Here is a 22,122-nt window from a genome sequence, read left to right on the forward strand (position 1 = left end):
GCTTTCAGTGCCACGTTAGATCACCACCAGTTCGCCTTCGATGGCGCCGGCCTGGTCCAGGGCTTGTAAAATTGCCATGATATCATCGGGCGAGGCGCCCAGGCTGTTGACCACGTCGATGATAGCCTGCAGCTTGGCGCCGGCAGGCCATTTGAACATATTGCCGTTGCCCTGGTCGACGGACACTTTCGACTGCGGCGTGACAGTGGTCTGGCCGCGGCCGAACGGCGCCGGCTGGCTGACGGCGGAACTTTCGGAAATGATCACTTTCAGCGAGCCGTGCGTGACGGCGGCCGCTTTCACGCGCAAGCCTTCGGCGATGACCACGGTGCCGGTGCGCGAATTGAACACCACTTTCGGCGTGTCGACCCCGACGTCGACGGTCAGCGCTTCGAGCTTGGCCATGAAGGCCACGCGCTGGGTCGGGTTTTCCGGCGCCAGCACGTCCACGCTGGTGGCGTCGCGCGTGGTGGCGACGGCGCCGAAGCGGCGGTTGACGGCTTCGACGATATTGATGGCCGTCTCGAAATGCGGGTGGCGCAGGTTCAGGGTGACGGAAGGCTTGGTGGAAAAGTCGCTGAGAATCTCGCGCTCGATGTTGGCGCCGTTGGGAATGCGGCCCGAGGTGGGCGTATTGACGGTCACGGACGAGCCGCTCTTGCCGGTGGCGTTGAGGCCGCCGACAACCACGTTGCCTTGCGCCAGCGCATAGATTTCATTGTCGGCCGCGCGCAACTGCGTCAGCAGCAAGGTGCCGCCACGCAAGCTTTTCGCATCGCCCAGGGACGATACCGTGACATCGATGGCCTGGCCGCGGCGGTAGCCGGGGGGAAATACGGCGCTGACCATGACGGTGGCCACGTTCTTGCTTTTCGCTTCGGCGCCGTCCGGCATCTTCACGCCGAACTGCTTGAGCATGTTGACCACGGACTGGCTGGAAAACTTTACCTGGGTGGTGTCGCCGCTGCCGTTCAGGCCCACGACGAGGCCATAGCCGACCAGCGGGTTGTCGCGCACGCCCTCGATGCTGACCAGGTTGCGCAGCACCTGTGCGGCCGAGGCGGGCATGGACAGGCCGGACAGGACGGCCAGCATGGCGGCGAGGGGCAGGGCGGAGCGAAATTTCATGATGTGACCTTAAAACGGCATCCACGGACCGACGAAGAAGCGCGTCAGCCAGCCCGGTGTATTGGCTTCGGCCAGGGTGCCCTGGCCGGAATAGGCGATCTGCGCATTGGCGATGCGCAACGATGACACCTGGTTGTTTGAATCGATGTCGGCGGCGCGCAGGTAGCCGCGCAGGCGCACGAATTCCTCGCCCTGGTTCAGGGTCAGCGTCTTTTCGCCCTGCACGCGCAGCAAGCCGTTCGGCAGCACTTCCTGCACGATCACGGTGATGGCGCCGGACAGCGCATTTTGCTGCGTGCTGGTCGCGTCGCCGGCGAAGTTGCGGTCGGCCGACAGGTCGATGCCCGTCTTGGGAAGAGTCTTGCCGAGGATGTTGGCCGCCTTCACGCCGACGGAGGAGCCCTTGTTGAACGACGTGCCGGCCTTCTTGCTGGCCTGCGTGGTTTCCTGCAGGGCTACCGTGACGACGTCGCCCACGCGGAAGGCGCGGCTGTCCGAGATCAGGTCCAGGCCCGCATCGGGATTGAAAACGCCGCCGCCCACGCCGCCGCGCGCAGCGCTGCGCGGCGCCACGGGCAGCGGCGTGTCGGAAAAGCTGGGCGCCACCGGCGTGGTCGGACGGCTGGCGCATCCGGTCGTCAACACCAGCAGCAGGGCCGCCGTGGCTTTCATGGCGGCAGTCATCAGCGTGCCGCTTGCGCCAGGTATTGCAGCATATTGTCGGCGGCCGACAGCACCTTGGTATTCATTTCATAGGTGCGCTGGGCAGCGATCATGTCGACCATTTCTTCCACCACCTGCACGTTCGAGCCTTCCAGCGCGAACTGTTTCAGCTTGCCCAGTGCGCCTTCGCCGGGACGGCCTTCCGTCGGCGTGCCGCTCGATGCCGTTTCCTGGAACAGGTTTTCACCGAGTGCCAGCAGGCCCGTCGGGTTGACGAAGCTGGTCAGGTTCAGCTGGCCCAGCTGGGTGCCGTTGACATTGCCCGGCACGGTGGCCGTGACCATGCCGTTTTCGCCGATGGTGATGGCCGTGGCGTTGTTCGGCACGGTAATCTGCGGCACCAGGGGCAGGCCCTGGGCGTTGACCATCACGCCATTTTCATTGATGCCCAGCTGGCCGGCGCGCGTGTAGGCCGCTTCGCCGTTCGGGCGCAGCACCTGCAGGAAGCCGTTGCCGGTGATGGCCACGTCGAATTCGCGGCTCGTCGTTTGCAGGCTGCCGGTGGTAAACACTTTCTGCGTGCCCACCATGTGCGTGCCGTTACCCAGCTGTACGCCCGATGGCGACAGGGTGTTGTCGGCGCGCTGCGTGCCCGGCTGCTGCTCGACCTGGTAAAACAGGTCTTCGAAGACGACGCGGTCGCGCTTGAAACCGACCGTGTTGACGTTGGCCAGGTTGTTGGCGATGGCTTGCAGTTTGGCGTCTTGCGCCTGCACGCCGGTCTTGCTGATCCACATTGCTGGATTCATGTATTGCTCCTTGAATATTTCGTCGCGTAGGACTGCTTGCTTTTAGCTGCCGAGCAGGCGGTTGCCCGATTCCGTCATGGAATCGCTGGCCTTGAACACTTTCATCTGCATCTCGAAACTGCGGTTCAGGCTCATGGTGGCGACCATTTCCTCGACGGCCGAGACGTTGCTGCCTTCCAGGTGGCGGTCGCGCAGGCGCACCGTCGGGTCGGCCTGCAGGTCTTCGCCGCTGCGCGCCAGGATCAGGCCAGCCTCGTTCTTCGTCAGCTCGCCCGATTCCGCATTCACCAGCTTGAGCTTGTCGACGGTCTGCATCTGCGCCGTACCGGGCACCTGGATGGAAATCGTGCCATCGGCGCCGATAGCCAGGCTGGTGTGCTCGGGAATCGTGATCGGACCGCCTTCGCCCAGCACGGGCCGGCCGTTGATGGTCAGCGCGCCCGTTTCATCGAGGTCCATGGCGCCGGCGCGCGTGTAGGCTTCGCCGTTTTGCCACTGCACCGCGAGAAAACCGTTGCCGGTGACGGCCACGTCGAGTTCGCGTCCCGTTTCCTTGATGGCGCCCGTGCGCGTGCCGACGGCGCTCGACTGCGTCTGCGTCATGTGGCGGTCGTCGTAGCCGTAGCCGTTCTGCAACGGCTGGGCCGTCGACACCTCGAGATTGGCGCGGAAGCCGCCCGTCTCGATGTTGGCCAGATTGTTGGCGTGTACCTGCTGTGCCCGCAGGGCACGGTCGGCCCCGCTCATGGCGGTATAAATCAGCGCATCCATTAGCTTTACCCTTGCGTATCGGCGATTACAGCGCTTGCATCAGCGATTGCAGCATCGCGTTCTCGGTCGAGATGACCTTCGAGTTGGCCTGGTAGTTGCGCTGCGACGTCATCAGGCCCACCAGTTCGGAGGTGATGTCGACGTTCGACTGTTCCAGCGAGCTTGTCACCAGTTTGCCGGCCATGCCCACGCCCGGACGGTCGTACATGGCGGTGCCGGAGGTGGTCGAGGAGACCCAGCTCGTATCGTTGACTGCAGTCAATGCGCCTTCGTCGGGGAAGGTGGCCAGGGCGATCACGCCGATGCTCTGCTTTTGGCCGTTCGTGTATTTTGCCACGACGGAGCCGTCATCGGCCAGTTCCACGCCCGTGTAGGTGCCCGAGGCATAGCCGTCGGCGCGGTCGGTCGAGGTGGTCGCTTCGCCGGCGAACTGGGTGGTGCCCGTGTAGTCGATGGCGATCGAGAGCGCCGCGGCGCCGGGCGGCGTGCCCAGCGCCAGTGTGACCGGCGTGCCGGTCAACAGCTTGCCGGACGTGTCGAACGTCATGCTCGTCACAGGGGCCAGATCGACGTTGTCCAAGGTGTAGTGCACGTCCACGCCCGCCGCCGTCTTGACGAAGTACTGGCCCAGCGCATGTTTGCCGCCCAGCGAATCGTAGACGATCGAGGACTTGGCGCTGTTGTAGCTCAATTCACTGCCCTTGTTGAAGGGAACGGTCTTGATGGTCCATTCGGACGACAGGTTGGCGGCATACGCCAGCTTGGTCGATGCGACGGCGGGAATCTGGCCCGTTGGAATGAGCATGTCGCCCATGGCGCCCAGGGTGGTGCTGCCTTTGACGGCGGCATAGCCCTGCACCAGGCGGCCGTTCGCATCGATCAGCTTGCCTTCATTGCTGGCCGAGAAGATGCCGACGCGGCTGTAGGTCATGGTGTTTTGCGAATCGCGGGTGACGAAATAGCCGCGGCCATCGATGGCCGCGTCGAGCGCGCGGCCCGTGTTGAGCACGCCGCCAGTGAGGGACATGCTTTGCGTCAGCGAGCCGATTTCCGTGCCCGTGGCGCGCGAACCGGCGTACATGGCCGAGAAGTTGGCGCGGCTGCTCTTGAAGCCATAGGTGCCGGCGTTGGCGATATTGTTACTGGTGCTGTTCAACTGTTGGTTGATGGACTGGATACCGGACAGGGCGATGTCGAAACTCATGTTGACTTCCTTTAGTGAAGGACGAGATTAGTGTTCAGGAACGAAGGGGCGAGCGGATCAGGCCGTCTTGCCGTTAAAGCCGGTGATCGCGCCAGGGTTGACTTCGCCCAGGTTCGATACGCTCAGAATCATGCTGCCGCCGGACGACAGGCGCACGCTGTTGAGCTTGCCCGCGATGTCGACCGATGGCTTTTCGGCGCCGTTGGTGGTGACTTTCATGCTGTAGGTGCCAGCAGGCAAGCCCAAGGCCACGGGGTCGATGGTGAAGGGCACGGTGCCGGCGGCCCTGGCGCCCAGTTCGATCTTGTATTCCTTGTCGTCGATCCCTTTCAAGGTCACGGTGGTCTTGGTGGTGCCGGCGGCCAGCGCGATGCTGCCGCTGACCTTGCTCTTGTCGAGCTGGACCGTTTCGCTGTTGACCATGACTTCGGAGCCCACTTGCGCACCCAGGGCCAGTACTTGCATCGATTGCAAGACGCTGGCATTGGCGCTGGTCAGCGCCGACAGGTTCTGCATCGCTTCCGTTTGCGCCTGCTGCGTCAATTGATTGACGAACTGGCTCGGATCGGTAGGCGCCAGCGGATCCTGGTTCTTGATCTGCGCCACCAGCAGCTTGGTGAACATGTCCTGGGTGGCGTTGCTTTGCGACTTGACGGCATTGCTGCTGTTGGCGCCGTTGCTGGTATTGTTTGTAAAGAGATTCGTTTCCATGGCTTATGCTTCACCTAATTTGAGGAGCGATTGCTGCATCGACTTGATGCGACCCAGAACTTCGACATTCGTTTCAAACGCGCGCGAGGCCGACATCATGTCGGTCATCTCGGCCACCTGATTGACGTTGGGGTAGTACACCATGCCATCGGCATTGGCCATCGGGTGGCCCGGCTCGTAGACCTTGCGCAGCGGCTCGTCGCTTTGCACCACGTCAAGCACCTGCACCCTGCCGCCCGCACCGCTGGCGCCGCTGCCATCCATGACGGCCGCAAACACGGGCTTGCGCGCGCGATAGGTCTCGCCTTCGGAACCGGCGACGGAATCGGCATTGGCCAGGTTGCTGGCGATGGTATTGAGGCGCACGGTTTGCGCCGCCATCGCCGAACCGGCGATTTTGGAAATGTCCTGGAAGCTCATGCTGTTCCTTATTGTCCGGAAATGGCCTTGGACAGCCCCTTCAGTTTCATGTTGACGAAAGTGAGGCTGGTCTGGAATTCGGTGGCATTCTGCGAGAAGGCCGCCTGTTCGACGCCGATTTCGACGGTGTTGCCGTCGCGGCTGGGGTGGTAGGGTACGCGGTACAGGGCGCTGGCATCGTCATCGGTGGACAGCAGGCCCGCTTCGTTGTCCTGCAATTGCTGCAGGGCGCTGCCGAAATCCATGTCCATGGCCTGGAAGCCGGGCGTGTTTTCATTGGCGATGTTGGCCGCCAGTACGCGGGTACGGTCGGCACGCAGTGCGAGTGCATCGGCATGTACGCCCAGCGCATCCTTGAAATTAATCCCCATGGTCATCCTTTGTGTTGAATTCGATCGTGCTTTTTGCAGTTCGGGCCAGAAAATAGTTAGTGCAGAGGTAAAATCCCAGCCTGGTCATGTTGACGCATGGTAAGGTCATGCCGCTTCAGTATCTTTGATTAAGGTTAGCAATGATTCATTTCGACAGTATTACCGTGATCCGAAACAAGGCGCCGCGTCGTCACATGCTGCTTCCGGGCCTATTTTTACTGACCAGCCTATATAGTAGTGCAGGATGGGCAGAATTGCCAGCCGACAATATATTTTCACGTGTGGAACAGTTGGCGCGGGAGCAGTTGGCACAGCAGGCGGCCTCGGCTGGACTGCTGGAACCGCAGTTCCAGGTGACCGTCGTGAAAAGCACGCGCCCCATTCCTGCATGCGCGGCGCCGGTGGCGCTGGAAGCGGCCGACAGCCGCTCGGCGCAGCGCATGCGTTTTGTTGCAGTGTGTCCTGGAAGCAACGGTTGGCGTTACGAGCTGCTGGTGCGGGGCGCCATCACGGCCCAGGTCGCCGTGACCGGCAGCGCCGTGACGGCGAATACACCGCTGCAGGCGGGCGACCTGGCGCTGGCGCGGCGCGACGTGACGATGGTGCCGGACAGTATCTCTTCGCTGCCTGGTGTTGTCGGCCTGTCAAGCCGGCGCAGCCTGCGCGCCGGGGAAGTCCTGCGGCAAGGCCAGCTGGCGTCGCCTGTGCTGATCAAACGGGGCAGTGCGGTCAGCATCGTCGCGCGCAAGGAGCAGGTGGAGGTGAGCATGGCCGGCGAAGCGCTGGACGCGGGCGCGCAAGGGGAGGTGATCAGGGTGCGCAACGCCACCAGCGGCACGGTGATACGTGCCAGGGTGGTCGATGCGGGCGTGGTGGAACCGGCCGAGATTCCCGGCCGTTGAGGCAGGCTTAGTCGGCGGCGGCCGTGCGCTGCAGGCGCGTGGCCAGCTGCGTCAGCTTGGCGGCGTAATTCGGGTCGGTGGCATAGCCGCCGCGCGCCAGCCCCTGCGCGAACGCGCCCGCATCGGCGCCCGTGTTCAGGGCGGCGCGGTAGCGCGGGTTTTCCAGCAGTACTTGCGCATAGTCGCGGAAGGCGCTGGCCTGGTCCGGGTAGCTGCGGAAACGCTCGGTTTTCTTCAGGGCCGTGCCGCTGCCCGCTTCGTATTCGGTGGTCAGGTTGCTGGCCACGTCGCCCTGCCATTTGCCGCCGGCCTTGATGCCGAACAAATTATGCGTGTCCGCGCCCGTGCCCTGGCGCAGGGGACGCTGGCCCCAGCCCGATTCGAGCGCCGCGTGGGCGGCGACGATCTCGGGCGCCACGCCCAGGCAGGCGCCGGCTTCTTGCGTCCACGGCTTGATCGAGGCGAGGAATTGCTGCTGCACTTCGCCGATCTCGCCGCCCTGGCTGATGCTGCCCAATACATTCACGGGCTGGCTCTGCTCCAGGTAGGCGCGGCCCTGCGGGCTGAGCGCCGTGGCGCTGCCGCCGCCCTGTTCGATGAAGCGGGCCACTTCGCCCTGTACCTGCTGGAACACGCTGCCAAAGCTGCCGCCGGCGGAGGTGGCGGCGCTGGTGGCGCGCATATTGCTCTGCACAGCGGACGTGGCCGCCGTCGACGGGGTGGCCGCGGTGGCGCGGGTGGTCAGGAAATCAGCCTGGCGCATAGGTATCTTCCTCGCCATGCAGCACGCGCTGCATGATGCTGTACTGCTCTGTTAATAATTCGCTGTTGCGGCTGTTCAGGCGCTTGCATTCAAGCACCATCTGTTCCAGCGCGGCCCAGTCGGTCTCGGCCTTGCTGCGCGCATCGTCTTGCAGCAGCGCAAACAATTGCGCCATCTCCGCCTTTGGGCCCAGCAGGGCCGTAACGAGGCTGACGCGTTGGCGGCGGCGCGCATCGAGCTGCTCGACGGCGGCGATGACCCGGTCGGCCAGCGCCGTCAGTTGCGCGCTCTGGTGGTGCAAGGTGGCCTGGAATTGTTCTTCCAGCAAGGCCAGCAGAGCAGTATAGCCCTGTTGATCATCCGCAATACCCAGCAGGACACGCTGCACGGCTTCCTGGCGCGTGATGCCTTTGCGCGGCGCGGTCACGATTCACTGCCATGGAAACGCTGGATCAGGCCGGCCAGTTTCGACGGGTCGAACGGCAGCTCGCCCTTGGCCAGCGCGTCGCGCAGCATGGCCACGCGTTCATGGTCGATCTCGGGCATGGCGCGCAGGGCGGCCATGGCCGGTTGCAGCACGGCCGACTGCATCTGCTCGCCTGCCGCGGAGCCGGGCGACACCGCGCCGGCGGCCGCGTTCTCGGCGATCGCCTCGGCAGGCGCCACGGCGCCGCTGCGCACGGTGGCGCCGGTATTGCCGGAGGAGATTTTCATACGTTGTCCCTTGCCTTTAATTTGCATGCTCATCCCGTTCCTTCTTTGCGGGCAAGCCCAGTTTTTCACGCAGGCGTTGCAAGGTGCCGGAGTCAGGCTCGCCCACCTGCAGTTCTTCGCCTTGCGCGTGTTGCCCCGCCATGCCGAACATGGCGGCGATGCTGTCGGCCTGGCCGCGCGTCAATATTAACAGCTCGATGCGGCGGTTGATGCCGGCACTGGCGTTTTTTACGTCCAGCGGCGCGCGGTCGGCCATGCCCACCACTTGCAGCACGCTGTCCGGACTCATGCTGCCGATCAACAATTGCGCGCGCGCCGACATGGCGCGGTTGGCCGACAGGGTCCAGTTCGAATAGCCTTCATAGCCGGTATTGGCGTATTGCATCGAATCGGTGTGGCCGACGATCAGCATCTGGTTGTCCATCTGGGCGAAAACGGGGCCCATCTGGCGCAGCAGCTTGCGGAAACGGTCGGTCGGCACGGCGCTGCCGCGCACGAACATGCCTTGCTTGTCCGTATCGTGCAGCATGACGCGCAAGCCGTACGGCGTGATCACCGATTGCAGATTGCTCTTCAGTCCAGCTTCGTCGCTGAGCTTGTCGAGCGCACGCGACAGGGCCAGCAGGTCTTCCGGCGACTGGTAGCTGACCTTGGTCTGGTTTTGCGGCGCCGCGCCGGCCTTGCCGTCCTGCGTCTGCTTGCCTTCCGTGCGCGTGTCGCCCGTACCCTTGCGGGGCATGGGGAAGCGCTCGATCAGGCTGCCGCGCGGACCGCCTTTCTGTTCCGGCATGACGCCCTGGCCTTCGCCCTGGCGGCTGCCTGCCGACGCATCCATCATGATTTCCTTCATCGCCTGCTGCTCGCGCGCGGCCATCAGCCACAGCACGAGGAACAGCGACAGCAGGGCCAGGCAAAAGTCGGCGAATGCTACCTTCCAGGCGCCGCCGTGGCCGTCGTCGTCATGCTTGCGGCCGGCCCGCTTGATGATGGCCTGTTCATGTTTCTCATGCGGCTTTAGCACGGCGGCCTCCCCGGCCTTGGCCTTGCTCTTGTTCCGCGCCGCCATCTTCCAGCGCATTGATCCAGCTTTCCAGCTGGGCGAAGCTCGGCTTGATGTTCAGCTGCACCAGGCGGCGGCCCGCATCGATGGCCAGCAGGGGCGGCTTGCCCGCCACGTGCGTGACCAGCACGACCTTCACGCATTCCATGGTCGAGCCTTCCTCGCCCACCAGCTGTTTCATCATGTTGCACATCGGATCGAGCACGCCGTAGCAAAAGAAGATGCCGATGAAGGTGCCGACCATGGCGGCGCCCACTTTTTCCGAAATTTCCGCCGCATCTGCGCCGTCGGCCACGGAATTCATGGCCATCACGATGCCGAGCACGGCCGCCAGAATACCGAAACCGGGCATGGCTTCGGCGATCTTGTGCAGCGACTTCGACGGTTGCAGCAATTCGTCGTGGATGGCTTCCAGTTCCTGCTCCAGCACGCCTTCGAGCTCGTGCGCGTTGATCTTTCCCATGGCCATCAGGCGGAAGTTGTCGACAATGAAAGCAAGCAGCTTCGGCTCTTCCAGCACCAGCGGATAGCGCTGGAACAGGGCGCTTTCGCGCGGCGCCTCGACGTGGGCGTCGAGCGCCTTCAGGCCGCCGGCGGCCGTTTGCAGCAGTTCATACATGAGCAGCAGCAACTGGCGCTGGAATTCCGAGCCCTGCTTCTTGTGCGTGACGATCTTGCGCATCTGGTGCAGCATTTCACCGAGTACATGCTTCGGATTGCCCAGCACCAGGGCGCCGACGGCGGCGCCGATGATGATGATCAACTCGACCGGTTGCCAGATCGCGTGGACGGTGCCGCCCATCAGGGCGAAGCCTCCGAATACACACCCCATCACGATTAAGATACCGATAATTACCATGTCAACTGCCTTTCTGCGTCATTGTGCTGCGTCAATTTATGGATGTTGCTTAACTTTATGCGTCCTGCAGCATGGCTTTCATCTTGCCCAGTGCCGCCTTGTTCAATTGGCAGACGCGGGCGTCGCTCAGGTCCAGCACGGCGGCAATTTCCTTGTAGCTCAGTTCGAATTCGTAGTACATCTGCACCACGCGCTGCTCGCGTTCGTCGAGCGCGCGCAGGGCCTGTTCCAGGCTGCGCCGCACCATCAATTGCTCTTCCGGACTGGGCGCGCTGTCAGCCTGCCCCAGGCTTTCCTGCAGCACTTCGTCAAAACTGGCGATCAGTTCGGCGTTTTCCGCCAGCTGGTACTCCTGATACGCTTCCGGCGTCAGTTTCAGGGCCGCCATGATTTCCGCTTCCAGCGGTTCGCGGCCCAGGCGCCGGGTGAGGGCGCGCACGCTGTCGCGCAGGCGGTGGCTTTCCTGGCGCACGGCGCGCGGGCGCCAGTCCTGGCGCCGCAGTTCATCGAGGATGGCGCCGCGGATGCGCAGGCTGGCATAGCTGCCGAAAGACTGGTCGGGCACGCCGTAGCGGCGCAGCGCTTCCAGCAAGCCCATCAGGCCAATCTGTTCCATGTCATCACGGTCGATGGCGCCCGATACTTGCGAATTGAGCTGGCGCACGATGCGTTTCACCAAGGGGGCATACGCCACCAGATGTTGTTGCTCTTCAGCAATGCTGAGCACGGCCGCGCAAGCGCTGGCGGCGGCGTATTCGCCGGCGCCATACGCTTCCTGGTATTGCTCTACATAGGCCAAGGGATCTCCCACTAGGTCGGCTGGCGTGTTGGCTTACTCAATGATCAGCTTGCCGACCATGACTTCCGTGAACGGCTTTTCCATCTGTTCGCGTTCATAGCTGACATTGAATGCCTTGTTGATCTGCTCGGCGTATTGCTCCACAGTCATGGTTTGCGCCTTGTCCAGCGGGAAACTCGACAGGGTGCTGACGGCGATCGAGCGCATCAGCGGCAAGTGGTCCTTGGTCAGCTTTTCCTTTTCCTCGGTGGTGGCGATCACCAGGTCGGCCGACAGGTAATGCGTTTCACCTTCGCCGGGGCCGCGCCGCAGCATCACGATGACCTTGTCGAGCGTGATGAACTTGCGCGCCTTCTTGCCCGTGGCCGGTGGCGGTGGGGCTTTCACTTCGGCAACAGCGCCTGGCGCGGCAACGGGCTTGGCCAGGTACCACATGGCGCCACCGGCCGCGCCGGCGGCCAGCACGGCTACCGCGACGAAGCCGGCTAACAGTTTCATTTTCATATTCATCAGGCAATCTCTCGCTCATGCATGGCGTAAGTGGTAGCGGCGGTGCTGCCGTCGGACAGGGCGCGCCCCGGCTCGGCGTCGTCATTCTGGCGGCCAGGCTGACGCTGGCCGCGCGCGTCGCCCTCGGCGAACGCCTGGGCGGCCGGGCTGCGCGGGGTGGCGCTGATATTCACGGCTACCTCCGTGTACTGGCGCTGCGCCAGGTCGCTGCGCATGTTCTCGCCGATGCCTTGCAACTGGCGCAATACTTCCGAATTCGACGCCGAGACGTTGACCTGCAGCGCGCCGGCCGTGTGGCGGATGGAAATTTCTATGCGGCCCAGCATCGGCGGATCGAGGCGGATCACCGCATGTTCGCTGTTGCGTCCGATCTGCGTCTGCAGGCGTTCGCCCAGTGCTTCGCGCAGCGGTTCTTGCCACTGCTGGGCCGGGCCGTTGAGCTTGATGGTGTCGGCGCCGTTCGTTGCGGGGGCGGTGTTCGCGCCCGCAGCCGTCAGGCCCAGGTTGTTCGGTGCCGGTGACGCGGCACGCTCGCCATCGCGGGCGGCCGGGACGGCGGCCACGGCTGCCGGAGCGCTTTGCTGCAGCAGCGATTCGAACGGTTGCGCCGGTGCACTGGCCGCGCCACCCTTGGCCGCGGGCACCGGGTTGGCGGCGGCCACCGGTTCGCGCGTATCGCGTCCCGCCGGCTGCGGCGTAGCTTGGGCGGCGAGGGTGATGGCTGCCGGATGCAGGCTGATATTGAGTGCGGGATTGGCTTGCGCCGCGCTGGCCTGCACCTGCGTTTGCGCCGCGGCGCTGCGCGCTTCGGCAGCTGCCGCGTCCGTCTGTGGGGGCATGGGAGCGGGCATCGCGGCGAGCGGCAAGCCGATAACGGGCGCGGCCATGGCAGGCAGGTCGCTGTCGGCCTTGCTGTCGCTGTCGTTGCCAGCCGTGCCCTGCGGGAGGCTGTCGCCGGGGGGCGCGGCCGTATCCGGGGTGACGGCGCCGGCGATGTCGAGCACCTGGGCAAACAGCGGCAGGGCCGATGGCGCGGCCGCGTTGCCCGCGGGCGCGGCATTGCCAGGCAGGCCAGGCAGCAATGCCGCTTGCGGCTGTGCCGCGTTGCCTGTCGATGCCGGCGCTGCCGGCGTTGTATTGAAACTCATGATCATGCTTGATTCCCGTCCGGGTCGTATTCGCCGAGCGCGGCGTAGGCGACCCAACCTTCCTTATTTGCCTGTAATGCACCCAGGTGCAAACCCAGGCGTTCTTTTTCCTCAGAGCAAATTTTAACCGCTTGCGCGTGATTTTTGCGCAATTGCAACAATTCTGTTTGTTCCAGCGCATTCCAGGCGCCCCGTTCGGCCAGCAGCGGGATGTTTTTCGCCAGGCTGGCAGACAGTTTTCCCATTGCTTCCCAATCCGCTTGCGCGATGGCGGCGCTCAATTGCCGGTTCAACTGCTGCAGTACGGCGCGCCTAGGCATTGTTGGCCTGGACGCCCACCCAGCCGCGCTTGATGGTGGTCATCAAGGTCGTCACTTCGTCGATCAGGGCGGGGTCGAGCTTGATGCCGGCCGTGTACAGGCGCGCCACGCAGTAGTCGTACAGGCGCGCCAGGTTGACCACCACCTCGCCGCCATTGTCGAAATCGAGCGAACTCGACAGGCCATTGATGATCTGCGTGCATTTATCCAGGCTGATGGCCTTCTGTTCGTAGCGCTTGCCTACGATATGCCCGCGCGCGCGCGCCAGTTCTTCCAGCAGGCCGTCCGTCAGGACCAGCACCAGCTCCACCGGCGAGGCGCGCGAGGTCTGGGCATCCAGGTTGACTGCATGGTAGTTGCCGTAAGCTTCATTGTTTAACATGTCTTATTTCTCACTGTGTAAACTTGCGGCGGCGCGGCAGGCACGCTCGCCTTAGGATTTGTTGTTGCCAAACATGGCGTCGAACATGTCGACCGTCTTGTACATCTGTTCCTGCATCACTTGCAGGCGCGTATATTGATCCAGGAAACGCTTGTAGGCCGTGTTGTACTGGGTCGTCAGCAGGTCGGTGCTTTTGCTCAGCGACTTCTGCAAGCTGGTGTTCGCATCGAGACGCTGCACCAGCTGGCCCTTGGTGATGTTGCTCCATTGGCCCAGTGCCTTGTCCAAGCTGCCTAATACGCCTGATGGGGCCGACAGACTATTGTTGCCGAACAATTTATCCAGGTCGCCCGGATTCGACGCCAGCTTGGCCGTCAGCTTGGCCGTATTCAGGCTCAGCGTGCCGTCGCGGTTGGCGGTCACGCCGTAGGAGACCAGCGATACGCCGCCGACGCTCTGGCGCAGCAGATTGTTCAAATTGCTGCGCAGGGCATTGAGGCCGGAATCGTGGGCAAAGATGCCTGCCGCGACGTTCTTGTCCGGATCGCCGGAGCTGGCCAGGCCGTCCAGCACGCTTTTCAGCTTGTTGTAGGCATCGACGAATGCCTGCACATTGGTTGCCGTGCCGCCGCTGTCCGTTGCCACCGTGACCGTCACGGGTGCGTCGCCCGTGTTCATGGCCTTGGTGAAGGTCATCTTCACGCCCGTCACGTTGGTAAAGGTATTCGACGCCTGCGTGATTTGTGTGCCGGTATCCTTTGCGCCCAGCCAGACGATGGCGTCCTGCGCCTTGACGACTTCCTTGATGTTGGTGGCCGCGTCCGTCACCAGGGCCTTGGTCAGCGCGGTATTCGTCACGCTCGACGCGTCCAGCGTGACGGCGTTTTCCTTGCCCGTCAGGTTCGATGTCAATACCAGCTGCGCCTGGTTGCCGATGGTGACGATGGAAGCCGTCACGCGCGAGTTGTTCTTGCTGTTGCCATTGATGGCGGCGGCGATTTCCTGCGGCGTCAGGTTGCCGTCGGCATCCTTGTCGGCGGCGCTCAGGTCGATGTCAAAGCTGTTGTCGGCGGTGACGGGGGCCAGCGGATCGCCGATCCGCACGGCCAGCGTGCCGCTGCCGGCGGCGGGGCTGCTGGCGAGGCCGCTGTACGAAGTCTGGCTGGCTGTGGCCAGTTGCTGCACGAAAAAGGAATAGCTGCCGGCGACTGCCGTGGCATCGGCCGTGCCGCTGCCATAGGCGGTATTGCTGAAGGTGGCGGACTGGCTCAGCAGCGACTTGTTGCTGCTGCTCATGGTCGTCATCGTGCTCTGGAAGGCGCTCATGGCCAGCTTCAGGTTGTTCAGCGCCGCGGCCGTGTTATTGGCCAGTGCGGTTTGCTTAGTCAATTTGTCCTGCTGCGCCGCGACCGATTTGGTTGCCAGGTTTTTTGCAGTGACGAGCGGATCGTATTGCGGTGCAGTAATTACGTTTGCCATGCCAGACTCCTGAATAAAGGGATATACCGGTACAAGGCGACCCCCATTCCCGTTTTGTGAAGTTTTCCTGAAAGAAACTTACACAAACATTATTTTACCTGCCCGCGGAACCAGAATTGGGTTGCCAGCTCATCTTGCCGCTTGGCATCAACGCGTTGTTGCTCATTCGCAACATGTTTCTGTTTTTGCGTCAGCACCTGGTCCAGCACCTCGCGCTTGGCCCAGGCCGTGTTCAGGGCGCGCTGCGAAATGGCCATGTTGGCCTCGTGCAGGTGCAAATCGGTGCGGTGCTGGTCGGCCATCTGCATGACGGCCTGCTTGAAGTTGCCGCAATTGACGGACAGGGCCAGGGGCAGGGCGCCGCTGGGGCCGCTATCCGTGTACAGGCCCGTCAGGCGTTCCAGGTTTTTCTGGTAACGCTCGCGCACGGCCGTCTGCGCCGCCATTTCCCCTTGCAGGCGTTCCACCTCGGTGCTGCGCAGGCCGACCAGGGTGGTCAGGTTGCGTATGGTATGCGCGTCGCTCACGTTTGCTCCTAGGCCATGATCTGTTCAAGTTGTTCGATGCACGGCCCCATCGGCGCCTCTTCCTTGGTGCCCTGGCACAGGAAGGCCTCGATCGGCGCGTGCAGTTGCACGGCGCGGTCGGTGACGGGGTCGGCGCCGGGCACGTAGGCGCCCAGCGGGATCAGGTCGCGCACGCGCGCGTGGCGCGCCATCGACGCCTTCAGCGCGCGCGCCGCCTGCATGTGTTCGGGCGTGATCACCTGCGCCATGCAGCGGCTGATCGAGGCGGCGATGTCGATGGCGGGGTAGTGGCCCCGCTCGGCCAGTTCGCGCGTGAGCACGATATGGCCGTCGAGAATCGCGCGCGCCGTGTCGACCACGGGATCCTGCTGGTCGTCGCCTTCGGCCAGCACGGTATAGATGGCGCTCATGCTGCCGTCGGGGTGGGCGCCGTTGCCGGCGCTTTCCACCAGCTGCGGCAGGTTCGAAAACACGGACGGCGGATAGCCGCGCGTGGCCGGCGGCTCGCCCAAGGCCAGCGCCACTTCGCGCAGCGCCATCGCGTAGCGCGTGAGCGAATCGACCAGCAGCAGCACGTGCTTGCCCTGGTCGCGGAAATGCGCGGCGATGGAATGGCACAGTTCGGTGGCCATGATGCGCATCAAGGGCGACTCGTCGGCCGGCGCGATCACCAGCACGGCTTTCTTCAAGCCATCGGCGCCCAGCGATTTTTCGACGAATTCGCGCACTTCGCGGCCCCGTTCGCCGATCAGGCCGACGACGACGACATCGGCCACCGTCTGGCGCGTGATCAGCCCCAGCAGCACGCTCTTGCCGACGCCGGAGCCGGCCATCAGGCCCACGCGCTGGCCCTTGCCCAGGGTCAGCATGCTGTTAATCGCCCGCACGCCCACGTCCAGCGGCTCGACCACCGGTTGTTTCTTCAGGGGATTGATCTTCGGCGGCGTCACTTCCAGGATGTGTTCGCCGCCGAGGCGGCCCAGGTCGTCGATGGGCTCGCCCAGGCCATTGACCATGCGGCCCAGCCAGGACTGGCCGATCTGCAGGCTGGCCTTGTCGGGCAGGGGCAGCACGCGCGCGCCGGTGGTCAGGCCCGTGGCCTTCTTGAACGGCATCAGGTAAGAGAGTTTTTCGCGGAAGCCGACGACTTGCGCATCGAGCCATTCGCCATTGACTGTTTCAATTTGACAACGCTGGCCCGTGTGCAGCCGGCAGCCGGCGCTTTCCAGCAGCAGGCCGGAGGCGCCGACCAGGCGGCCGGTGGGTGTCGCGACCGGGATATCGCCGATCTCGAAACTGCGCAGCGTGTCGGCGATCATGCAGGCGCGCCCTGGTCCGCGTGTTCGGCGGCCAGCGCCAGGTGGCTGCTGACCTGCTCCATGCAGGCCGACAGGCGCTGATGGCAGCCCGCGTCGACTTCATTGTCGCCGGCCTTGATGCGGCATTCGCCCGCGTCGAGGCGGGCGTCGGCGATCAGGTTCCAGCGCTTGGCGCGCTTCGGATCGAGTTCGCTGATGCGTTTGAGTTCTTCCGGATTGAGGAAGACGTCGATTTCCTCGCGCGTGGGCGGCATCGAGGCCAGGGTCTCGTCGACCAGGGCCAGCAATTGCACCGGCTGCAAGGCCAGTTCCGCGCGGATCACCTGGCGCGCCACCTTGGCCACCAGGTCGACCACTTCCTTGCGTTGCGCTTCGCGGTAATCGGCGCGCACTTTCTTCAGGTCGCGCAAAATCGCGTCGACGGGGCGCGCCAGGCGGTCCAGCGCCACCAGGGTTTCATTGCGGCCCTCTTCACGTCCCTGCGCCACGCCGTCGCTGCGGCCGGCGTCGTAGCCATCCTGCTGGCCCTGCACCAGGCCCACTTCGTAGCCGTCGCGCTGGCCCTGTTCGAAGCCTTCCGAGACGGATGCCTGCCACTGGCCGTCCGTGTCCTCGCTGGCGGCGCGCTGGCCGGCGGCGATGAATTGCGACAGGGGCGGGAAACGATACGAGCGGAAGTGCTTCATTCAATCACCGCTTCGGCAAACAGTTGCACTTCGATCTCGCCCGCATCGGCGAGGCCCTTGACGGTGGCCATGATTTCCTGGCGCGTCTGTTCGATGCGCGACAGCGGCACGGGGCCGGACCGGCGCATCATGTCTTCGAAGCTTTGCGCCTGGCGGCGCGGCATGGTTTTCAGCACGGCTTCGCGGATCGACGGCTCGGCGCCCTTGAGCGCGATGGCCCACTGTTCCATCGGCACGTCTTCCAGGATGCGCGTGAGCGTGACGTCGCTCTGCGTGGCCAGGATCAGGAAGTCGTACATGCTCAGTTCGATTTCCGACACCACGTCCGGGTCGTGCGCGCGCAGCAGCTCGACCAGCGCGGCGCGGTTGCCCGGCATGCGGTTGAGGATCTCGGCCGCCTGGCGGATGCCTTCGACGCTGGTGCTTTGCGTGTCGAGCGTGCCCAGGCAGCGGCCCACCAGCTCGTCGAGCTCGACCAGCAGGTCGCGGTCGATCTCGTCCAGGCGCGCCAGGTTCAGCAGCACCAGGTCGCGGCCTTCGGCGGGCAGGGCGTCGAGGATCTGGCCGGCCAGCGCGGGCGGCAAAAAGGCCAGGAAGACGGCCTGCATCTGCACGTGTTCGTTGACGATGTATTCGGCCAGCCATTTTGGCGAAGCCCACTGCAGGCGCGCCATTTTGGGACGGATGGCATCGCCGTAAATGTTGTTGAGCACGCTATTTGCGATATCGCTGCCCAGCGCCATGTCCAGCGAGCGCTTCAGGTAGCTGCGCGAGGCGCCGTGCACGCCGCTTTGCTGGCGGTAGTCGTCGAAAAAGGTCTGCATGGCCGTTTTCACGGCTTCGACCTTGATGCCGCTCATGCGCGACATCACTTGCGTGACTTCGAGCAATTCTTCGCGCGACAGGCAGCGCAGCACATTGGCGGCCTGTTCTTCTCCCATGCTCAGCAGCACGATGGCGGCCTGTTCCACGGGGCTCAGGCTGACGTTTTCGACTTCTGCGTCGTCCGGGAAATTATTGTTGTTGAGTTCGGCCATTTTTCTGCATCCATTGTTTGACGACTTCGGCGACACGCTCGGGTTCTTTTTCCGCCAGCACTTTCAGGTGGTCGACCATCACGTCGACCGCCGAGCCGGGCGGCGGCAAGTCATAGTTTTCCAGCAGCGGCACGACAGGCATGCCGCCGCCGGCGGCCGCTTCGCCTTCGAGGGCCGGCAAGCCGCTCAGGCCCAAGGCTGGCGCACCGGCCACGGCCGCGCCGTTTGCAGCGGCGGCGCCGGCGCCGGCGCCGTTCAGGGCCAGGGCGGGATCGAGCTGCTTCAGTACGGGCGGCGCCAGGCGCGAGGTCAGCAGGCGCATCAGCGGACGCAGGATCAGGAAGTAGCCAAGCACGGCGCCGAGCGCGTACAGCAGCCAGCTGCTGAAGTCGACGACGGTATCGCGCTCTTCCCACCATTGCGCCACGGGCGGCTTGGCGGGGAAGGCCAGGGCCGTCAGGCTCAGGCTGTCGCCGCGCTGGGCGTTGATGCCCAGGCCGCTGCTGAGCATTTTTTCAATATTACCCAGTTCGGCGGGGGTCCAGCCGGTCTTCGGATTCGGTGCGGCGGCGCTGTTGAGGACGACGGCGACGCTGAGTTTTTCCAGGCGGCCACGGCTGCGCTTGATCTGCGTGATGCTGCGGTCGTACGCGTACTGGCGCGTGGTGGCGTTCTTGCGCGCCGTACCGTCATCGGCCGGCTTCGGTGCGCCATCGGCTGGCGGATTGCCCGCCGCATCGGTGGGCGCAGGCACGGCGGCGGCCGGCGGACGGTTCGACAGGCTGCCGGGGACGCCGGCCACGGTGCGGTTGCGCTCCTGCTCTTCGCGCATCGCTTCGCTGGTCACTTTCGGGGCTTCGCCGTATTTTTCCAGCGTTTCATCCACGCGGTCGTTGTTGACGGCGGCCGTGACGCTGAGCTTGAAGTTGTCTTCGCCGATGACGGGGCCGAGCAGGCCCGTGACGTTGCGGCGAATTTCATCCTGGAAACGTTTCGCACCTTCATTGCCGGCCGCCGAGGCGTCGAAGCCGTCGGCCAGGTCGATGTGCGAGGACAGCAGGTTGCCGCCCTGGTCGACCAGGCTCACGCGCGTGGGCGCCAGGCTGGCCACGCTGCCGGCTACCATGTTGATGACGGCGGCGATCTGTTCCGGCGCCAGGGTGCGGCCCGGTTTCAGGGCCACGACCACGGAGGCGGACGATTTGTCGCCGTCGCTGGCGACGAACGAGGTCGACTTGGCAATCGACAAATGGACGCGCGCCGAAGCGATCGCGTCCATCGTCATGATGCTTTGCGACAATTCGCCTTCGAGGCCGCGGCGGAAGCGCACATCCTGCACGAATTGCGACACGCCCAGCGGGTCATTCTTGTCCATCAGCTCCAGGCCGGCCGGCAGCTGCGCCGTCACGCCCTTCGAGGCCAGCAGCATGCGCACCTTGCCCAGCATGGCGTCGGGCACCAGCACCTGGCCGCTGTCCGGATGCAAACGGTAGGGAATGTGCTCGGCGTCCAGGGTGGCCATCATGTCCGTCACGGCCACTTTTTCGCGCGCGCCGAAGACCGGCTTGTAGTTGGCCTGGTCGCGCCAGGCATACATGGTCACCATGGCGGTGATGCCGATGGCCAGCACGACGATGGGAACCAGGTTTTTCAGCAGGGCGGGCGGGATGGCGGGCTGGGCGCCAAGGCGCCAGCGCGCAAATGCGGACTTCATGGGGGTAATCACTTGGGGTAACTTTCGCTGGGAGGCTGGGCGTGGATCAGGACGTGAAGATTACAGAGGCAGTTTGATGAGTTCATCGACGGCGCCCATGACCTTGTTGCGTACCTGCATCAACATGGAGAAGGACAGGCCCGCTTCCTGGCTGGCCAGCATGGCGCCGACCAGGTCATCGCTCTTGCCGCTGTCGACGTCGCTCATTTTTTGCGCGGCCATGCGGTCATCGTTGTTGACCTTGCCGACGGCGTCTTTCATGCTTTGTGCAAAGGAAAAGCCGGATTGTTCCGGCCCGCCGAAGTGGGCCGCCGGCGCGATGCTGGCGCCCAGGGCGCGCGCGTCGTTGCTCAGTGCTGCCAGATCGGCCTTGATCAAACCTGCGAGTTCGTTGCTCATCTTGCCCTCTACTTTCAATATGCGGTGACGTATCAATCAGAAATACTGGTGTTGCCATTCCAGCGAAATCGGCGCTGCACGCCTTTCGCTCCAGCCCGATTCCCAGGGCCCATCAGTTTTATCAGTTGCCACACCATCCGCCGCAAGCAGATTGAAACAAACCCAGCAAACCTGCGCATCGATTCACATGGCCATGATAAACAATAAATAACTGATAAAAGTTTCTACAGGCGGCAATCAAGAGGGGCTGAAAACTGCCATAAAAACCGGAATCAGGTAAGCGGAATGGCGCACTGCAAATCTGCTTTTTGTCGCTATAAGCTTACCTCGCGGCAACTATAAAGTAAAGAGAGCTTTGGCTCAAGGAATATTGATACATGGCAATATTTATGATTTTCATGTATTGTTCAGCACCGTAGTCATCTAGCATGCGATACGATGCGCAACCGTTTGCTTGCGTCAGAGTCAGCAATGCCAAGATGAAGCTGTATTTAATTTCGGGCGATCCGTATAATTTGTTCTGCCACCGCAATACCGACATGACCACTACATGACAACCATTACCAAGACAGATCAAACCGTACGCCATCAAGCCCTGGATTCCTGTCTGCTTGGACGTCCTGTCCATTTGCTGCATGTATTCGGCGCCCAGCTGCGCGACGACCTGGCGGCGGCGCTGCGCCAGCCCATGAGCCGCCGCTACTGGGGTAATTTCCAGATCGACGCCGTCACCCTGGCGCGCGCCGAGGACGAGGACAGCGTGAACCGCTGGCTGAGTTTTTCCACGCCGGCCGGTCAGGCCGGCTTCACGCTCGAACGCCAGATACTGCTCAGTGTCCTGAACTATCGCTATGGTAGTGCCGGCGCGAAGGGCGTATTGCCCGATCCCTCCTTGGTGCGCGTGACTGCCACCGAAGAGCGTCTGGCTGTGGTGCTGGGACAACAGTTGGTTACCAGCCTGTTCGCGCGCATCCATAAAAACCTGCAAGCGCTGGGCAAAGCCAGCGCCATCGACACCGCCGCCGAAATCGGCGTACAGTCGGGTGTGCATCCGGCGCGCGGCGCCTGGGTCGTCACCGTGGCGCTCAGCGATGTCGAGGCGGGGCAGAGCGGTTACTTCTGGTTCTCGCTGGACAAGCGCCTGATGGCCGACGTGCTGCGCGGCTTGCTGCCCGAACGGGCGCAGGCCAAGAAAGCCCTGCGCAGCGTGCGCCCGCTGGCGTCGCGCCTGCAGGTGACCCTGGAGGGCCGGCTGGTCAGCAAGCAAATGCAGCTGGGCGCCTTGTTCGACCTGCGCGTGGGGGACGTGATTCCCGTCAGCCTGAGTCGTACCGACGTCATGCTCGACGATTCCCGCTTGTTTACGGCCGCCGTTTCCGAACACAAGGGCAAGCTCTGTTTAACCTCATTTGAAGATGTCGAATAAT

Annotated in this window: 27 protein-coding genes; 2 read left to right on the plus strand and 25 right to left on the minus strand. The window is 63.6% G+C overall.

The features are described 5' to 3' along the window. Positions 1 to 15: 15 nt before the first annotated feature. The 8 genes from AC07VI_RS23175 to flgB are packed head-to-tail and all read right to left on the minus strand — an operon-like array spanning position 16 to position 6,077. On the minus strand, positions 16 to 1,128 hold the full coding sequence (locus AC07VI_RS23175) for a flagellar basal body P-ring protein FlgI (RefSeq protein ID WP_086145688.1): 1,113 nt from the start codon (positions 1,126 to 1,128) through the stop codon (positions 16 to 18). Between the two features lie 9 nt (positions 1,129 to 1,137). Further along, entirely contained in the window at positions 1,138 to 1,812 is a 675-nt protein-coding gene (gene flgH, locus AC07VI_RS23180; protein ID WP_172404739.1) for a flagellar basal body L-ring protein FlgH, read from the minus strand. Next, positions 1,812 to 2,600, minus strand: coding sequence for a flagellar basal-body rod protein FlgG (gene flgG / locus AC07VI_RS23185; protein WP_170909686.1), 789 nt, complete (start codon positions 2,598 to 2,600; stop codon positions 1,812 to 1,814). The genes flgH and flgG overlap by 1 nt, the downstream gene beginning before the upstream one ends. Positions 2,601 to 2,642: 42 nt before the next feature. Beyond that, positions 2,643 to 3,371 (minus strand): flagellar basal body rod protein FlgF, encoded by a 729-nt coding sequence (locus tag AC07VI_RS23190; protein WP_492993684.1) that lies wholly within the window; start codon positions 3,369 to 3,371, stop codon positions 2,643 to 2,645. 25 nt (positions 3,372 to 3,396) lie between these two features. Next, entirely contained in the window at positions 3,397 to 4,575 is a 1,179-nt protein-coding gene (locus AC07VI_RS23195; protein ID WP_086145686.1) for a flagellar hook protein FlgE, read from the minus strand. Between the two features lie 57 nt (positions 4,576 to 4,632). After that, positions 4,633 to 5,286: a flagellar hook capping FlgD N-terminal domain-containing protein gene (locus tag AC07VI_RS23200; RefSeq protein WP_099420363.1), complete on the minus strand. Its 654-nt coding sequence runs from the start codon at positions 5,284 to 5,286 to the stop codon at positions 4,633 to 4,635. Between the two features lie 3 nt (positions 5,287 to 5,289). After that, on the minus strand, positions 5,290 to 5,706 hold the full coding sequence (gene flgC, locus AC07VI_RS23205) for a flagellar basal body rod protein FlgC (protein WP_086145684.1): 417 nt from the start codon (positions 5,704 to 5,706) through the stop codon (positions 5,290 to 5,292). Between the two features lie 8 nt (positions 5,707 to 5,714). Further along, on the minus strand, positions 5,715 to 6,077 hold the full coding sequence (gene flgB / locus AC07VI_RS23210; protein WP_086145709.1) for a flagellar basal body rod protein FlgB: 363 nt from the start codon (positions 6,075 to 6,077) through the stop codon (positions 5,715 to 5,717). Positions 6,078 to 6,382: 305 nt separating this feature from the next. Here flgB and flgA point away from each other — a divergent pair, with 305 nt between their 5' ends. Beyond that, positions 6,383 to 6,979, plus strand: coding sequence for a flagellar basal body P-ring formation chaperone FlgA (gene flgA, locus AC07VI_RS23215; protein WP_226935564.1), 597 nt, complete (start codon positions 6,383 to 6,385; stop codon positions 6,977 to 6,979). A gap of 7 nt (positions 6,980 to 6,986) precedes the next feature. Here the strand turns inward: flgA and AC07VI_RS23220 are convergent, their stop codons facing one another. From AC07VI_RS23220 to fliE, 17 genes are all read right to left on the minus strand, one after another. Beyond that, entirely contained in the window at positions 6,987 to 7,742 is a 756-nt protein-coding gene (locus AC07VI_RS23220; protein WP_492993688.1) for a glycoside hydrolase family 73 protein, read from the minus strand. Continuing rightward, complete coding sequence (gene flgN / locus AC07VI_RS23225; protein WP_086145681.1) at positions 7,729 to 8,169, minus strand: flagellar export chaperone FlgN; 441 nt, start codon at positions 8,167 to 8,169, stop codon at positions 7,729 to 7,731. The genes AC07VI_RS23220 and flgN overlap by 14 nt, the downstream gene beginning before the upstream one ends. Then, positions 8,166 to 8,456, minus strand: coding sequence for a flagellar biosynthesis anti-sigma factor FlgM (gene flgM / locus AC07VI_RS23230; protein WP_086145680.1), 291 nt, complete (start codon positions 8,454 to 8,456; stop codon positions 8,166 to 8,168). The genes flgN and flgM overlap by 4 nt, the downstream gene beginning before the upstream one ends. A 16-nt stretch (positions 8,457 to 8,472) precedes the next feature. After that, positions 8,473 to 9,477, minus strand: a complete 1,005-nt coding sequence (locus AC07VI_RS23235; RefSeq protein WP_253251929.1) for a flagellar motor protein MotB — start codon at positions 9,475 to 9,477, stop codon at positions 8,473 to 8,475. Next, the gene (gene motA, locus AC07VI_RS23240) at positions 9,461 to 10,375 is read right to left on the minus strand and encodes a flagellar motor stator protein MotA (protein WP_034757817.1); all 915 of its coding nucleotides are present in this window, start codon (positions 10,373 to 10,375) and stop codon (positions 9,461 to 9,463) included. The genes AC07VI_RS23235 and motA overlap by 17 nt, the downstream gene beginning before the upstream one ends. Before the next feature lie 55 nt (positions 10,376 to 10,430). Then, on the minus strand, positions 10,431 to 11,174 hold the full coding sequence (locus tag AC07VI_RS23245; protein ID WP_086145678.1) for a FliA/WhiG family RNA polymerase sigma factor: 744 nt from the start codon (positions 11,172 to 11,174) through the stop codon (positions 10,431 to 10,433). Between the two features lie 33 nt (positions 11,175 to 11,207). Next, positions 11,208 to 11,672 carry a flagellar basal body-associated FliL family protein gene (locus AC07VI_RS23250; protein ID WP_319017130.1) on the minus strand — a complete coding sequence of 155 codons (465 nt, stop codon included), beginning with the start codon at positions 11,670 to 11,672 and terminating at the stop codon, positions 11,208 to 11,210. Between the two features lie 11 nt (positions 11,673 to 11,683). Beyond that, a complete protein-coding gene (locus AC07VI_RS23255; RefSeq protein ID WP_157792480.1) occupies positions 11,684 to 12,832 on the minus strand; it encodes a flagellar hook-length control protein FliK in 1,149 nt (382 codons plus the stop codon). A 2-nt stretch (positions 12,833 to 12,834) separates the two neighbouring features. Beyond that, on the minus strand, positions 12,835 to 13,113 hold the full coding sequence (locus AC07VI_RS23260; protein WP_226935566.1) for a hypothetical protein: 279 nt from the start codon (positions 13,111 to 13,113) through the stop codon (positions 12,835 to 12,837). A 31-nt stretch (positions 13,114 to 13,144) separates the two neighbouring features. Further along, entirely contained in the window at positions 13,145 to 13,534 is a 390-nt protein-coding gene (fliS, locus tag AC07VI_RS23265; protein WP_071324102.1) for a flagellar export chaperone FliS, read from the minus strand. Between the two features lie 51 nt (positions 13,535 to 13,585). Further along, on the minus strand, positions 13,586 to 15,013 hold the full coding sequence (gene fliD, locus AC07VI_RS23270; RefSeq protein ID WP_086145674.1) for a flagellar filament capping protein FliD: 1,428 nt from the start codon (positions 15,011 to 15,013) through the stop codon (positions 13,586 to 13,588). An 89-nt stretch (positions 15,014 to 15,102) separates the two neighbouring features. Next, positions 15,103 to 15,540: a flagellar export protein FliJ gene (locus tag AC07VI_RS23275; RefSeq protein ID WP_086145673.1), complete on the minus strand. Its 438-nt coding sequence runs from the start codon at positions 15,538 to 15,540 to the stop codon at positions 15,103 to 15,105. A gap of 8 nt (positions 15,541 to 15,548) precedes the next feature. Then, positions 15,549 to 16,859: a flagellar protein export ATPase FliI gene (gene fliI / locus AC07VI_RS23280; RefSeq protein ID WP_086145672.1), complete on the minus strand. Its 1,311-nt coding sequence runs from the start codon at positions 16,857 to 16,859 to the stop codon at positions 15,549 to 15,551. Further along, complete coding sequence (gene fliH, locus AC07VI_RS23285) at positions 16,856 to 17,545, minus strand: flagellar assembly protein FliH (protein WP_099375832.1); 690 nt, start codon at positions 17,543 to 17,545, stop codon at positions 16,856 to 16,858. Before fliH ends, fliI begins: the two co-directional genes overlap by 4 nt. After that, positions 17,542 to 18,582 carry a flagellar motor switch protein FliG gene (locus AC07VI_RS23290; protein WP_086145670.1) on the minus strand — a complete coding sequence of 347 codons (1,041 nt, stop codon included), beginning with the start codon at positions 18,580 to 18,582 and terminating at the stop codon, positions 17,542 to 17,544. Before AC07VI_RS23290 ends, fliH begins: the two co-directional genes overlap by 4 nt. Continuing rightward, a complete protein-coding gene (gene fliF / locus AC07VI_RS23295) occupies positions 18,560 to 20,296 on the minus strand; it encodes a flagellar basal-body MS-ring/collar protein FliF (protein WP_086145669.1) in 1,737 nt (578 codons plus the stop codon). The genes AC07VI_RS23290 and fliF overlap by 23 nt, the downstream gene beginning before the upstream one ends. Before the next feature lie 60 nt (positions 20,297 to 20,356). Further along, positions 20,357 to 20,695: a flagellar hook-basal body complex protein FliE gene (gene fliE / locus AC07VI_RS23300; protein ID WP_086145668.1), complete on the minus strand. Its 339-nt coding sequence runs from the start codon at positions 20,693 to 20,695 to the stop codon at positions 20,357 to 20,359. 550 nt (positions 20,696 to 21,245) lie between these two features. Between fliE and AC07VI_RS23305 the strand changes: the two genes are divergently transcribed. Next, complete coding sequence (locus AC07VI_RS23305; RefSeq protein ID WP_172404737.1) at positions 21,246 to 22,121, plus strand: FliM/FliN family flagellar motor switch protein; 876 nt, start codon at positions 21,246 to 21,248, stop codon at positions 22,119 to 22,121. Position 22,122: the final 1 nt, after the last annotated feature.

The sequence above is a fragment of the Janthinobacterium sp. GW821-FHT03A03 genome, assembly GCF_059421435.1.